Origin of the sequence: Oculatella sp. FACHB-28, assembly GCF_014696015.1 — a bacterium.
GTDB lineage: Bacteria > Cyanobacteriota > Cyanobacteriia > Elainellales > Elainellaceae > JAAUTN01.
Map to the genome: position 1 here is coordinate 158,226 of NZ_JACJPJ010000043.1, position 13,731 is coordinate 171,956.

Below are 13,731 nucleotides of genomic sequence, written 5' to 3' on the forward strand. Positions count from 1 at the left end.
CAACTCCTTCGACTAGGTTTAGTGATCAACAAGAAACGCGTTGTTTGAACGGGCGGTTTTGCAGCAAAAGTTAGAGACTGAAAAATACAATCTCAATTCCATCCAGAATTGGCTATTTACGAGCTGTAGGCCGCTTCCCTGTAGCCTCTAGTCAATTCTGTTGTCTCTATTTATGACAGCCAAAAGTCTCTATAGGTTCTTTGGCTAAAGGGTTCAAGTCCAGTAGAGAAACACCTGAGGTGAATTAAAGTTAAAGGCACCAGAGATGCATGTTACAGCGCTTTACTCCCGCACAACTTCTTTCTCAGGTTCTAAATTGTTATTAGATAGTCATGCTAAACAATGCTTAGCTAATCTAGCTGGTTTTAGCTCAGTTCTAGAAATCTAAAGAGTTAAGTGTTGCTCCTCCTAGCTGAGTTACAAGAAGTTTGAGCAGGATGCAGACAAGCTGCTCTTCGCCAATACAATCCCACAGCTTAGTAAATGGGTGAGTAAAGCTAACCCCTGAAATATTGAATTTCCAATGAAGTTTTCGGTGAAGTTACGGTTAGTGTCGTTTTTGTTTAATATAATGCGATGTTTTTTAACAAAACTCTATGAAGGGATTTGGAGAAGGTTAATTTCTTGATTGCACCTGGAACTGAGTTGGCATAACTAGCACCTTATCAACCCGATTTCCATCCATGTCCATCACTTCTAAACGTAGATTATTCCACTCAAAATGATCAGATGATGTGGGAATACGCCCAAGTTGAGTAATTACAAATCCCCCCAAAGTTTGAAAGTTGCCGCGATCTTCGCCTGGAATTTCCTCGATTTCAAAAATTTCTTTGAACTTTTCGATTGGCAATGTTCCGTCTAGCAGCCAGGATCCATCTTCACGCTGAATTGCAGGTGACTCGTGAGGCTGGTCGGCGAAAGGAACATCTCCAATGATGACTTCCATCACATCATTTAGGGTTACGATTCCCTGGGTTACGCCATATTCATCAACTACCAGCGCAATATGAGTGCCAGACTGCTTAAACATTTCCAACACCTTGAAGGCACGGGTACTTTCAGGAACGAATAAGGGCTGTCGCAGGATGTCAATTAAGTCAAGGGGCCGGTTTAAGAGGCTCCGGGCTAGCAAATCTGTAACGTTAACCACGCCTAGTACGTGATCAGGGTTGTCTTGACAAACCGGAAAGCGACTATGACGGCTCTCGATCATTTTTTGGCGATTGACTTCGGTAGAGTCATTGATGTCTAGCCAGGTGATGTCGAATCGAGGAGTCATCAATGAGGCGACATGCTGATCGCCCAGACGAAAGACTCGCTCTACCATGTCTTGCTCTGCAATTTCAAAGGTTCCGGCTTCGGCTCCCTGTCGAATCAAAACTTTGATTTCTTCTTCGGTGACGAGGGGCTCGTCTGATGCCCCACCTGCACCTAGCAGTCGCAAGATTGAATCTGTAGAACTGGTCAGCAGATAGACTACGGGGTAGGCAATTCTTGAGAGCCACTGCATTGGAATTGCGACTGATGCAGCAATCTTTTCGGGGCTAGCTAGGGCCAAACGTTTAGGAACCAGTTCACCGATGATGATGGATAGGTAGGTGATGATGGCAACGACGAGTCCAAAGGCGATCGCCTGACTATAGTTCTTTAAAAGAGGCACCAGCCCAATGTAGGGAGCTAGTCTACCTGCCAGGGTTGCTCCACCAAAAGCTCCCGCCAGGATGCCAATCAGGGTAATGCCGACCTGTACTGTGGAAAGAAAACGATTGGGAGCGTTTGCCAGTTCTAGGGCAGCCTGAGCTTTAGCATCCCCATCTTCGGCTAATTCTTGGAGGCGGGCTTTGCGGGCTGAAACAACGGCAATCTCAGACATTGCAAATACGCCATTGGCAATGACCAGCAGCAAAATAATTAAAATTTCGAAGGTGACAGAAGACATGCTTAGGGTGCCTGGAATGACCTGCTATTAAGTTTGAGGGAACTAGCGCTGTTTTCGGACTAGATAACATCCATCGATTTTAATCTGACAAATTACTGCAATCGGATTACCCTACCTGAGTTGTGTTATCCGGGGCGTACTGCAGATGATAAGCCTTTTAGAATAGTTAAGATAGGTAAATTTTGAGATATCTTTAATCTCTTAAACGGTAATCTCTCATCCTTAAACGTTGATTTTTCAACGCTCCACCACACTGCGATTCCAGGGCGTATGGCTTTTTCTTCAATTACTCGCGCGTTGGGGCGATCGCCCCTCACCACTGAACTGCTGAGCAAACTGAGCCAGCAGCGGTCTCTGGTGTTAAATGGCATTGCCCGCATTCCTAAAGGGTTGATTGCTTCGGCGATCGCCCAAGCCTGCCAGCACAACCTGCTGGTGATCGCTGCCACGCTTGAAGAAGCTGGACGCTGGACGGCTCAACTCGAAGCAATGGGTTGGCAAACTGTGCATTTCTACCCCACTTCGGAGGCTTCTCCTTACGAACCCTTTGACTCTGAAGCTGAAATGACTTGGGGGCAACTTCAGGTGCTTGCCGACCTGCAAGGACTGGGCAAACGGACTTTAGCTTCACCGTCCAACCCCCAATCTCCAACCCCTAACTCCCAATCCCCGATCGTGATTGTCACGACCGAACGCGCCCTTCAGCCTCATCTGCCGCCCACTGAAACATTTCAGCATTATTGCCTTACGTTGAACCGAGGCATGGAGCTAAACCTGGAAGAATTTAGCCAGCAGCTAGCGCGGCTAGGCTATGAGCGGGTGCCATTGGTTGAAACGGAGGGGCAGTGGAGCCGTCGGGGAGACATTATTGACGTGTTTCCGGTTGCCTCGGAGCTACCCGTGCGTCTGGAGCTATTTGGCGATGAGCTTGACCAGATTCGTGAGTTTGACCCGGCAACACAGCGATCGCTCGACAGCATCACCCGTTTGGTTTTAACCACGACTGACTTCGGCCCCATGATTATGCAGGGGTTGGGGGTTGGGGGTTGGGGATTAGAGAATGGCAAGGAAGCTCCGTCTCAAATTGATTCCCGCTTGGCGCATTACCTTTCGGTTGAAGAGTTGGAGCGGCTAGAGTCGGGGCAAACGATTGAAGGAATGCGGCGATTTTTGGGACTGGCATTTAAGCAGCCTGCATCGCTGCTAGATTACCTGCCGGAAAATACGCTGGTAGCAATCGATGAGCCGGAGCAGTGTCGAGCGCATGGCGATCGCTGGTCTGAACACGCCCAGGAGCAGTGGCAAGAAACGGCAGTGGGTGCAAATCACGATATGCCGCTGCCGCAAATTCACCGCAGTTTTACAGATTCTTTGGCTGACCTGGAGCTATTTGAGCGACTGCATTTATCAGAATTGGCAGAAGAAGGAAATGGACTTAACCTTGCTAGTCGTCCTGTGCCTGCTACCCCGCATCAGTTTGCCAAGCTCGCTGAGACGTTGAGGCAAGAGCGCGATCGCAACTTCTCGATCTGGCTGGTTTCGGCCCAGCCGTCGCGATCGGTGTCACTCTTGCAAGAGCATGACTGTCCGGCGCAGTTTGTGCCCAATCCGCGAGATTATTTGGCGATCGACAAGCTTCAGGGGCAGCACATTCCCGTTGCGGTCAAATATTCAGGGCTCGCAGAGCTAGAAGGTTTCATCCTGCCGACTTTCCGATTGGTGGTCGTGACTGATCGGGAGTTTTTTGGACAGCATTCCCTGGCAACGCCCAGCTATGTCCGCAAACGCCGCCGTGCTGCCTCCAAACAGGTTGACCCCAACAAGCTCCAGCCCGGAGATTACGTGGTTCACAAGAATCACGGTGTAGGTAAATTCCTTAAATTAGAAAGCCTGGAGATCAACTATGAGATCCGGGAATATCTGGTGTTGCAATATGCGGATGGGTTGCTGCGGGTAGCGGCCGATCAGCTTAGTTCTCTATCGCGCTTTCGGGGAGCCGGGGATCAGGTGCCCCAGCTCAACAAAATGTCGAACAAGGCGTGGGAGAAAACTAAGAGTAAGGTTCGCAAGGCAGTTAAAAAGGTTGCGGTTGATTTGTTGCAGCTTTATGCTCAGCGATCGCAACAGGAGGGACACCCCTATCCGTCCGATATGCCTTGGCAAGAGGAGATGGAAGACTCCTTCCCCTATCAGCCGACAACTGACCAGCTTAAAGCTGTCCAGGATGTGAAGCGAGATATGGAAAGCCCTCGCCCGATGGACCGTCTTGTCTGTGGTGATGTCGGCTTTGGCAAAACTGAAGTGGCAATTCGAGCGATTTTCAAAGCGGTGACGGCAGGCAAACAGGTGGCACTGCTGGCTCCAACGACGATCTTGACGCAGCAGCACTACCACACGCTAAAAGAGCGATTTGCGCCTTACCCCATTCAGATAGGGCTGCTGAACCGCTTCCGCACGTTGGATGAACGGCGCGATATTCAGCAGCGGCTTTCGACCGGAGAGCTAGATATCGTGGTAGGAACCCATCAACTGCTGGGCAAGGGCGTTAAGTTCCGAGATCTGGGCTTGCTGGTGGTGGACGAGGAACAGCGGTTTGGAGTAAATCAGAAGGAAAAAATTAAGTCACTTAGAACTCAAGTTGATGTGCTGACGCTCAGCGCTACGCCTATTCCCCGGACGCTTTACATGGCGCTGTCAGGTGTAAGGGAGATGAGCCTGATCACCACACCGCCGCCTTCCCGCCGCCCAATCAAAACTCACCTTGCGCCACTTGATCCTGATATGGTGAGAACCGCAATTCGCCAAGAGCTTGACCGAGGCGGGCAGGTGTTTTACGTGGTGCCACGAGTTGAGGGAATTGAAGAAACTGCTGGAAAGTTGCGGGAGATGGTGCCCAGTGCGAGATTGGCGATCGCCCACGGTCAAATGCAAGAAGGTGAACTGGAAGCCACCATGCTTACTTTTAGCAATGGAGACGCTGAAATTCTCGTCTGCACCACCATTATTGAATCGGGTCTGGACATCCCTCGTGTCAATACGATCTTGATTGAAGACGCACAGCGGTTTGGCTTGTCTCAGCTCTATCAGCTTCGAGGTCGGGTCGGCAGAGCCGGAATTCAGGCTCACGCCTGGTTGTTTTATCCTAAGCAAAGTCAGCTTTCAGATACGGCTCGACAGCGGTTGCGGGCGATTCAGGAATTCACTCAACTGGGGTCAGGCTATCAGCTTGCCGTGCGAGACATGGAAATTCGCGGTGTAGGAAATCTGTTGGGCGCTGAGCAATCTGGACAGATGGATGCGATCGGCTTTGACTTATATATGGAAATGCTGGAGGAGGCGATTAAGGAAATTCGCGGACAGGAAATTCCCCAGGTTGATGATGCTCAAATTGACCTAAACCTGACTGCTTTCATTCCCGCCGACTACATTCCAGATTTAGATCAGAAAATGAGTGCGTACCGAGCAGTGGCATCTGCCGACTCTAAGCAGGAATTGACTCAGATTGCCGCAGACTGGAGCGATCGCTACGGTCCAATTCCCACTGCCGCCCTACAGCTCATTCGCGTCGTAGAACTGAAGCAAATTGCCAAGAAACTTGGCTTCTCAAGAATCAAGCCCGAAGGCAAGCAGCATGTCGTCTTAGAAACACCAATGGAGGAACCCGCCTGGAATTTGCTCAAAGCCAACCTACCAGAACATCTGCAAACTCGTTTTGTCTACACCCCCGGAAAAGTCACCGTGCGCGGTCTAGCCGTTCTCAATGCCGACCTTCAACTTGAGAACCTGATTGACTGGCTTGGTCGAATGCGCGGCGCACTGCCAGAACCTGCACTGGTTTGACTAAGGTGACTTTATAATGACAAATCATGAATGGCAAAAATCATGTTAGCCAGTTCAATTCCTTATCAGGTCACCTGGGAAAAACTGCCCGATGACTATGTTTTAGACGATGAGCCAGTGGACAACATTAATCAGCCATCCCTTGCTGCTGCGCTCACCGAAAGTCTGGAACTTGCTGGGAAGCTGCCAGGTAGCGCATTAACCACGACTAACTACGGCATTTGCGCCACCTTGAATGGTCGGATTGTCATTAAAGCCCCTGATTGGGGATATGTCGCGTCTATTCGAGTGCCACGAGAAGAGGTTGTGCGGAGCTATACGCCAAACCTTCAAGGTGACATTCCTGCGATTGTGATGGAATTTTTATCTGATACGGAAGGGACGGAGTATTCAGTTAAGCCAACTTACCCGCCTGGAAAATGGTTTTTCTACGAGCAGATTTTACAAGTTCCTAACTACGTCATTTTTGAACCCAATAGCGGAGCTTTGGAAGTTTATAAGTTAGATGCTTCAATGCGCTACAAGCTTCAATCACTTGAGTCTGGCGATCGCTATTGGATCGCTGAAATGAATCTATTTCTGGGCACATGGCAGGGAATCCGAGAAAACCGCACCGGTTACTGGTTGCGCTGGTGGAATGAACAGGGAGAGCTGTTGCTCTGGGGATCAGAATTTGCAGAACAAGAACGGCAACGAGCAGAGCAAGAACGGCGACGGGCAGACCGCTTGGCAGCGCAGCTACGAGCCGCAGGAATTGAACCGGAAAATTAATTCTTAGCAGAATGGTTAGGGAGATACGGAAGAATGCGATCACTATCCTCTGCTCTCCCCTACTTCAGGAAACTTAACTAAATCTCCACACGTCAAACTCATTTGACTGAGTTATTTTACTGGACGGAAATGAGTCACTTTTTTCCTTCGGTAGAATCGACACCAGAATGGCTAACTTGAGACACAGTAGCTACATCAACCAAAACTGAGTGTAGGTTTTTCAGTATGAAACGGTTTCTTAGTGCCTTTTCTCTCACCTTCATGCTGTATGGCACATCAGCGATCGCCCAAGCTCAGGTAGTTTCTGATCCAGTTGATCGAGTTGTCAATGCAGGGCTGATGAGTCGTTCTGCTAACGGTGACTTTCGTGCTGACGCACTTTTGAGTCGGGCAGAGCTAGCTAGTATTTTGGTTAAAACTTTTCAACTCGATCGGCGCAATCCCGATCAAGCGATGGTGATTCAGATGCAGGATGTACCTGAATCACACTGGGCCTACAACGACATCCAAACGGTGTTGCGAAATGGCATCATGACGGGCTATCGGGAAGGGCGTTTTTTCCCAGAGCAGCGAGTTTCACGGGCGGAAGCCTTTTCCATCTTTGCTCAGGCTTACGGGGTATTCCAGTTTCCCAATGAAACGATTGACGAGATTCTGGCTCAGTATCCAGATTCGACAGACATTCCTGCCTGGGCAAGACGGTCAATGGCAACAGCACTGTATGAAGGATTTGTGAATGTAGATGCCAGCAGTCAGATTGGTCCACTGCGACCGATGACACGGGGTGATATGGCTTACGGATTGAGCCGATATTTGGAGAATCAGCAAAATTCTGGTTCATAAGAATGTAGCGTAGAAATCTTGCTCATTTGAGTGGCAAAAGTTAAGATATCGGCGCTACGATGGGTAAGTTCCCCCATCGGAATGGGTAACCTTCCTTATATAAACTGGGTGCCGTGACAACGAGCAAGAAGCTCATTTTTACAGTCACGATTGCTTTCATCAGGCGTGTCCGTTGATTAATTCGCTCCACAAGTTGACTTATCTGTAGGGACTGGAATTGGCTAACACCGCAAAAATACTCACCAAAGTCTTGCAGATAAGAAGTTTTCACCAGAGCTTTAGTGAAAACTCGGTTTTTTTCTCACTTCCTTTAAGAAACATTTTGATCCCATTCGTATCTTTGTAACAGGAACGAAAACTTAATTGAGCGATCGTGCGATCGCCAGTACCTCTCAACATGAACATCTCACCCAGAGCAAATCAAGGCAGTAAGGCTCATTCCGATCTCTTACAGCCTGTGCGTCAATGGTTGGATAACGTTGAAATTCGTGACCCCAAAGTTGCCCGTCTCATCTCTCGGTTGATTCCTGCCCAATGTCCTTTTGAACGTGACGTTAATCTGTTTGGTCGTACCGTAGCCCACATCCCCCCTCTGTGTAAGCTCAACCCTTTATACGACCAGTTTGTTGGGCTTCGCTTTCGTTCTCTTTGCTTTCTAGTTGACCAGTGTGGTGAAGACATTCAGTCTTACTGTTAATCCTCTTACTGTTAATCTATAAATAAAAAGGCACCTTGCGATGCAGGGTGTCTTTTTATTTGTAGTCGTAAAAGAATAAAGAATAAGGCAAGAGCTTAGCCTTGCCTCATTCTTTTGTAATATCACTTCCAAAAATGAGAACTACAGATGGAGGGACACCCTGTTTCGCGGGGTGTCCCTCCATCTGTATCTTGTTTTTATAGAAACGCTATAACCAGCGCTAAAGTTCGTCTATTAGATTTTCGATTCGCTCAGCCAGGAGGGGATGGTTGATTTGTTCAATCAGTCTTTGAGCCTGAAAATAAAATAGTCGTGCTCGCCCTTTTTGGTTGAGATTGGCGTAGGTTGAGCCAACGTTGAGCAAGGTGTTAATCCGTCCGGGGCGATCGCCCAGCTTCCGCTGAATCTGCAAAGCAGCGCTATAAAACTCTAGTGCTTGCTGAGGTTGGTTCAACACGCCGCAGGTGCAGCCCATGTTGTCAAGGGTGTTTGCCTGTCCGAGACAGTCGCCCAACTCTTTTTGCGTTAGAAGTACCTGGTGATAGAGCAGCAATGCCTGATTCGGCTGACCTAAGTCTCGGTAGACAGAAGCAATGTTGCCGAGAGTGGTAGCTTCTCCCTGGCGATTGCCTGCTATTTGCTGCGCTAAAAGCGCCTGCTGGAAGTGCTCCATTGCTTGGGGGAGCTTACCTAGTGCAATGTAGGTGAAGCCGATGTTGTTGAGCGTAGCAGCCTCGCCGGGGCGATCGCCCAGCTTTTGACGAGTTGGCAAAACTTGGTGATAGAGCAGGAGCGATCGCTTGGGTTCACCCAGACGCGTATAAACTAGGGCAATGTCGTTTAGCGTTGCTGCTTCGCCTTGCCAATCGCCCAGTTTTCTAAAGATTGGGAGTGCCCGATTGAAGTACTCAACGGCTTGCTGCAGTTTACCTAACTGGCTGTAGGCAGAGCCAATGTTGCTTAGCGTAATTGCTTCTCCGCGACTGTTGCTCAATTCTTGAGTGATGGCAAGGGCTTGCTTAAAACAATCTAGCGCTTGAAGGGGCTGCCAGCATTGAATGTGGGCTAAACCCATGTCATTAAAAGTGTTGCCTTCTCGCAGGCGATCGGGAATGTTTTGGGCCAGGGTCAGGTTTTGTTTTAGCAGTGCCAGATACTCATGATGTTGACCGCGTCTGTAAAGACTGGCGGCTTCGCTGCGGCGCTGTTCCCATTCCTGTAAGTTTCGTGATTGAGTCATGAGTGTGAGTCAAATGTGTTGATGGTGCTTATGACTGCCCTGGGTAATTTACATCTAGCCAGAATTTCTCAAGTCCTTGAGAAACTAATATCTGCCTCTGGGTAGATGCGGTTCCACGAAAATACCACATCTGCTGGGCAAATGTGGCGAAAAGTTAATGATTCTAAAGAAATGGTTAACGGCTGCAGCGGTTTTCTAGTCTGCTAAAGACAGCGCACCGAATTGTTCCTAAGTTGTGATTTGCGCTTTGAGTGCATGGAAGGACGCTAAGTGGGACTGCCCAGGGATGTTAATTGAGACTCAATTTGAGCAGAGTCAAGCGATCGCCCAATGAAAACCAGTCGGGTTTCTCTAGGTTCTTCCGGTTGCCAGGGGCGATCGTAAAACTGCTCAAACCTTGCGCCTACGCCTTGCAGTACCATTCGCATTGGTTTCTCAGGAACGGCGACGAATCCTTTAATGCGATAAATTTCCTGCTGCTCAACCAGTGCTTTTAGTCGTTCCTGTAGTGCTTTGGGGTCAAAAGCTTGATTCCAAACGAGATGAGTGGAAGTGATTTCATCGTCGTGTTCGTGCTCCTCTTCCTCATCGTGGTGACTGGGGCGAGTTTCCAGGTTGTCTTCCACTGCTGCGTTGAAGCCGAGGAGAATGTTGGGATCTAGCTGTCCGCGATCGCTTCTCACGATCTTCACGGCCCTAGGCACTTCCTGCTGAATCAACGATAAAACTTCTGTCACCGTACACTCGTCTACCAAATCGGTTTTGTTGAGTGCCACTAAGTCAGCACAGGCAAGCTGGTCTTCAAATAGTTCCTGCAAGGGCGTTTCATGATCCAGGCTTTCGTCTGCTTGACGCTGGGCAACGAGTGCCTCCAGGTCATGCGCCAGCGTTCCGTTTGCCACTGCTTCACAATCGACCACTGTGACGACTCCATCCACTGTGGCAGCATTGCGAATTTCCTGCCAACGGAAGGCTTTGACGAGTGGCTTGGGCAGCGCTAAACCCGACGTTTCGATCAGAATACAGTCCAGGCTATCTCGCCGTTTCAGCAATTCCAACATCGTCGGTAAAAATTCTTCCTGGACAGTGCAGCAGAGACAGCCGTTGGTGAGTTCGATGATGTTAGGGGATTGGGGGTTGGGGGGAAGATTTGCTGCTGTCTCGTTTTCGGCAGCTTCGGTAGGTTCGGGGCAGGGGCAGGCGCGGAGGATATCGCCGTCGATGCCGAGTTCGCCAAATTCGTTGACCAGAACCGCGATGCGGCGACCCTGATTGTTTTGCAGCAGGTGCCGAATCAGCGTGGTTTTGCCGCTGCCAAGGAATCCGGTAATGATCGTGACGGGAATTTTTGCAGCCATGCGAGAAAATCCAGCGATGCAGAGAACGCTCCCCATTGTCGCAGAATCTCGGAGGGGATTACACAATGGAGAGAGGGGCGATGCGAGGGAAGCGGTTGATCGCTTTCACATCGCTTTCAGAATGTCCACAGCAGGAATACGAATTCATGGATGAAGCTTGGGTTAACTCGCTATTGCAAGATCTAAAAAATCCAGATGAGCCAGTTCGCCAGCAGGCAACTCAGGAGCTTTGGCAACTCTGGTTTCAGCAAAAAGGAGTTTATGGGCTGGAACTGCTGGGACGCAGTCAAGCATTAATGGAAGCAGGATTAATGGAGCAGGCAGAGGCTTTATTAACCGAAATTATTCAGGCTCAACCAGACTTTGCCGAAGCCTGGAATCGTCGGGCAGTTCTGTACTACGTTCAGCAGCAATATCGCAAGTCTTTAGCGGACTGTCAGCAGGCAGTTGAACTTAACTCAGTTCACTTCGGCGCACTACACGGAATGGGACTCTGTTACGCCGCATTAGGAGAATATAGTGAGGCAATCTGGGCATTTCGGAAAGCCCTAGAAATTCAGCCCTATTCTCTAGAAAATCAAAAACTTATCCTGGAATGTACAGCACGTTTAAGTTAGTTTTGGTTGATCTAGTATCCTGCAATGAATCTTGTATAAATTTGATTCATTGCGTCTGTACAGACCTTGTTAAGTGGTTTGGAGTTGTGAAGTTGAAACAATAGCCACAAGTTAACAGAGTTGCTGCATTGAGTAAAATTATTTACAAAGTAACTCTGCAAGACGTGGCTGGAGCATAGAGGTTAAAATAACTTCAAATCCTGTGCTCAAAGCGTTGTCACAATAACCGTATGGCTTTCCCGTCCGATGTCAAAGGTTGTATGCGCGACTGCATCCTCTCAGTGATGTGGGCAAAAGACGACATTTACTCCTTCTTTAAGAATTACTGTACGCAGTCTGACCTTAAGGTATTGGATAACTACAAGGAACAACTTACTCGTGTTGGGATGGTTGACCGTGTTTTTGACCACCTTTCCAGTAGAACAGATGGGGGGTTAGGTGCTTTTAGAGCAATGCTTAAATCCTTGACAGAATGGTCGCACTTTGATCCCTATTATTTTGACAAACTCAAGAAGTTAAACCGTGATGAAGCAAGGAGAAAAATTGATCATCTCCGGCAATTGCAAGAAATTCGAGATGCGAAAATCAAGGCAGATAGAGAACGTCAAGAGGAATTGAAACGTACTCAACAAGAATCGCGACAAAGTATTGAAGAACTTAAGAAAACTTTTTTAGAGCTTCATAGCGGCAAAATGTCTGTCCAGCAAAGAGGATATGAGTTAGAAAAGATTTTACTTGAATTAGGTCGATTGTCTGAACTAGAAGTAACTGAACCTTTTCGAGTTATTGGTGAACAGATTGATGGGGCTGTTAAGTACGACGGCGAACACTACCTCATAGAAGCAAAATGGCAAGATCAAACTGCTAGTAATGAACCTGTTTATCAATTTGTTGGCAAAATCGAAGGTAAGATGTATGGACGAGGCATCTTTGTATCAATTCATGGTTTTAGTGATCATGTTGTGAACAGTATCTTAGTTGGAAAAGCAATAAAAACAGTTTTTATTGATGGCGAAGACTTGATTTACGTTCTAGAGGAAAATCTTAGTTTCAGCAAACTAATAGATATGAAGGTCAAGGCAGCACAAACTAGAGGAGAAATATACGTCCACCCATTAACAGGAAAATCAAAATTGCCTTGATGTCAACCGTTAGCAGCATCGCCACCTAACACTTCACAGGGCGATCGCAAACATCGACACCACGCTCAGGTTAGCTTGGTAGACTAAGGACATTGATTGGGCTAAGTTGACCTATGTCCATCGTGATCGACCAACCAGTACAACAGAAGCCACTCAGCTTTGATGAGTTTCTCGCCCGTTATGGTGACGATAACCGCTATGAGCTGATTGATGGGGAGGTTTTCGACTTGGAACCAACAGGTTTGCATGAAGAAGTCGCAGCCTTCATTACAACAAAGCTTTGTGTCCAAATCGATACAGCAAACTTACCCTGGTTCGTCCTTCAGCGAGGGCTATTACGCCCTTCTAACACAGGCGTAACAGCATTTCGACCTGATGTTGCAGTTATCAATCGAGATGAACTGAACAACAAACCGCTTTGGTTTGATCAGTCGATCCTAACGTTGGGTGGTTCGATCAAATTTGTAGCAGAAGTTGTAAGTAGCAACTGGCAAAATGATTATGCCCGCAAGGTCGAGGATTACGCCGTTTTAGGAATTCCCGAATATTGGATTGCAGACTATGCAGGGTTAGGAGGGACTCGACACATTGGAAAACCCAAACAACCTACTCTCTCTGTCTGTACGCTAGTCAATGGAGAGTATGAAATCCAGCAGTTTTGAGGCAGTCAAACCATCGTCTCTTTAACCTTTCCAGGTTTAAAACTGACCGCCGAGCAGGTATTGAGGGCTAGCAGGTAAAACTGCCAGGATTAGGTAATCCGGATTAGATATTGGGCTATTTACCGTTCTGCCTCTCGTAGCCTAAATAGTTAGCTATTAATCGGTTGGAATCAGTTGAGTAACCCACCGATCGCCCCTTTCCCCATCTCCTGCCTGAAGCTGAGCTACACGCCAGGTTTTACCCTCGACTTGACGCTGCAAGTACACCTCAAATGGGTTTTCTCGCTGGGTTACGCGGTGATTGGGAAACTTCAGAGTTAGATCATAGGTACCCTGAACTCGGTAAGACACCAGATCTTGAATTTTGAGGGGCTGGCGTTTGGTAATATGAACGCGATCGACCTCAAACTCAGGTGTTTGAGAGGAACTGGAATATAGCTGCTGAGTTAACGCTTGCTGGGTTTGGCTCACCTGAATGGCGATCGCCTGCTTCACTAAGGTTTGATTTGGACTTCTGCCGATGCCACAACCGCTGAGCAGCACCACCATCACGATCGCTATGATTGCTCGTATAGCTAACATTTTGCCTTTTCCCATTGCCTCACCGTCCAAAGTTTACCGC

10 protein-coding genes and 1 pseudogene are annotated in these 13,731 nt (G+C 48.2%); 7 read left to right on the forward strand and 4 right to left on the reverse strand.

The window, feature by feature from the left end; all coding sequences use genetic code 11:
- Window positions 1–616: 616 nt before the first annotated feature.
- Complete coding sequence (locus tag H6F88_RS06955; protein WP_190642009.1) at window positions 617–1,939, reverse strand: hemolysin family protein; 1,323 nt, start codon at window positions 1,937–1,939, stop codon at window positions 617–619.
- A gap of 270 nt (window positions 1,940–2,209) precedes the next feature.
- Between H6F88_RS06955 and mfd the strand changes: the two genes are divergently transcribed.
- The 4 genes from mfd (at window position 2,210) to H6F88_RS06975 (ending at window position 8,090) form a co-directional block, all read left to right on the forward strand.
- The gene (gene mfd, locus H6F88_RS06960) at window positions 2,210–5,779 is read left to right on the forward strand and encodes a transcription-repair coupling factor (RefSeq protein WP_190642010.1); all 3,570 of its coding nucleotides are present in this window, start codon (window positions 2,210–2,212) and stop codon (window positions 5,777–5,779) included.
- Between the two features lie 42 nt (window positions 5,780–5,821).
- Complete coding sequence (locus H6F88_RS06965; RefSeq protein WP_190642054.1) at window positions 5,822–6,550, forward strand: Uma2 family endonuclease; 729 nt, start codon at window positions 5,822–5,824, stop codon at window positions 6,548–6,550.
- 225 nt (window positions 6,551–6,775) lie between these two features.
- A complete protein-coding gene (locus tag H6F88_RS06970) occupies window positions 6,776–7,393 on the forward strand; it encodes an S-layer homology domain-containing protein (protein ID WP_190642011.1) in 618 nt (205 codons plus the stop codon).
- A gap of 397 nt (window positions 7,394–7,790) precedes the next feature.
- Window positions 7,791–8,090 carry a Mo-dependent nitrogenase C-terminal domain-containing protein gene (locus H6F88_RS06975; RefSeq protein WP_190642012.1) on the forward strand — a complete coding sequence of 100 codons (300 nt, stop codon included), beginning with the start codon at window positions 7,791–7,793 and terminating at the stop codon, window positions 8,088–8,090.
- A 220-nt stretch (window positions 8,091–8,310) separates the two neighbouring features.
- Here H6F88_RS06975 and H6F88_RS06980 read toward each other — a convergent pair whose 3' ends face one another.
- Both H6F88_RS06980 and cobW read right to left on the reverse strand, forming a co-directional pair.
- Window positions 8,311–9,330, reverse strand: a complete 1,020-nt coding sequence (locus H6F88_RS06980; protein WP_190642013.1) for a tetratricopeptide repeat protein — start codon at window positions 9,328–9,330, stop codon at window positions 8,311–8,313.
- 266 nt (window positions 9,331–9,596) lie between these two features.
- On the reverse strand, window positions 9,597–10,688 hold the full coding sequence (gene cobW, locus H6F88_RS06985) for a cobalamin biosynthesis protein CobW (RefSeq protein ID WP_190642014.1): 1,092 nt from the start codon (window positions 10,686–10,688) through the stop codon (window positions 9,597–9,599).
- Between the two features lie 146 nt (window positions 10,689–10,834).
- On the opposite strand from cobW, the gene H6F88_RS06990 reads away from it, so the two are divergent.
- From H6F88_RS06990 to H6F88_RS07000, 3 genes and pseudogenes are all read left to right on the forward strand, one after another.
- A complete protein-coding gene (locus H6F88_RS06990) occupies window positions 10,835–11,305 on the forward strand; it encodes a tetratricopeptide repeat protein (protein ID WP_190642055.1) in 471 nt (156 codons plus the stop codon).
- Window positions 11,306–11,535: 230 nt separating this feature from the next.
- Window positions 11,536–12,447, forward strand: coding sequence for a restriction endonuclease (locus H6F88_RS06995; RefSeq protein ID WP_190642015.1), 912 nt, complete (start codon window positions 11,536–11,538; stop codon window positions 12,445–12,447).
- A 113-nt stretch (window positions 12,448–12,560) separates the two neighbouring features.
- Window positions 12,561–13,187 (forward strand): annotated as a pseudogene (locus H6F88_RS07000) (Uma2 family endonuclease).
- A 78-nt stretch (window positions 13,188–13,265) separates the two neighbouring features.
- On the opposite strand, the gene H6F88_RS07005 reads toward H6F88_RS07000, so the two are convergent.
- On the reverse strand, window positions 13,266–13,706 hold the full coding sequence (locus H6F88_RS07005; protein ID WP_199333488.1) for a hypothetical protein: 441 nt from the start codon (window positions 13,704–13,706) through the stop codon (window positions 13,266–13,268).
- Window positions 13,707–13,731 lie beyond the last annotated feature (25 nt).

Bases quoted from the DNA above. Each gene is read 5' to 3' on its own strand.
- H6F88_RS06995 (WP_190642015.1), top strand. From the start codon at position 11,536: ATGGCTTTCCCGTCCGATGTCAAAGGTTGTATGCGCGACTGCATCCTC.
- H6F88_RS07005 (WP_199333488.1), bottom strand. From the start codon at position 13,706: ATGGGAAAAGGCAAAATGTTAGCTATACGAGCAATCATAGCGATCGTG.
- H6F88_RS06980 (WP_190642013.1), bottom strand. From the start codon at position 9,330: ATGACTCAATCACGAAACTTACAGGAATGGGAACAGCGCCGCAGCGAA.
- H6F88_RS06970 (WP_190642011.1), top strand. From the start codon at position 6,776: ATGAAACGGTTTCTTAGTGCCTTTTCTCTCACCTTCATGCTGTATGGC.
- H6F88_RS06965 (WP_190642054.1), top strand. From the start codon at position 5,822: ATGTTAGCCAGTTCAATTCCTTATCAGGTCACCTGGGAAAAACTGCCC.
- cobW (WP_190642014.1), bottom strand. From the start codon at position 10,688: ATGGCTGCAAAAATTCCCGTCACGATCATTACCGGATTCCTTGGCAGC.
- H6F88_RS06990 (WP_190642055.1), top strand. From the start codon at position 10,835: ATGGATGAAGCTTGGGTTAACTCGCTATTGCAAGATCTAAAAAATCCA.
- H6F88_RS06975 (WP_190642012.1), top strand. From the start codon at position 7,791: ATGAACATCTCACCCAGAGCAAATCAAGGCAGTAAGGCTCATTCCGAT.
- H6F88_RS06955 (WP_190642009.1), bottom strand. From the start codon at position 1,939: ATGTCTTCTGTCACCTTCGAAATTTTAATTATTTTGCTGCTGGTCATT.
- mfd (WP_190642010.1), top strand. From the start codon at position 2,210: ATGGCTTTTTCTTCAATTACTCGCGCGTTGGGGCGATCGCCCCTCACC.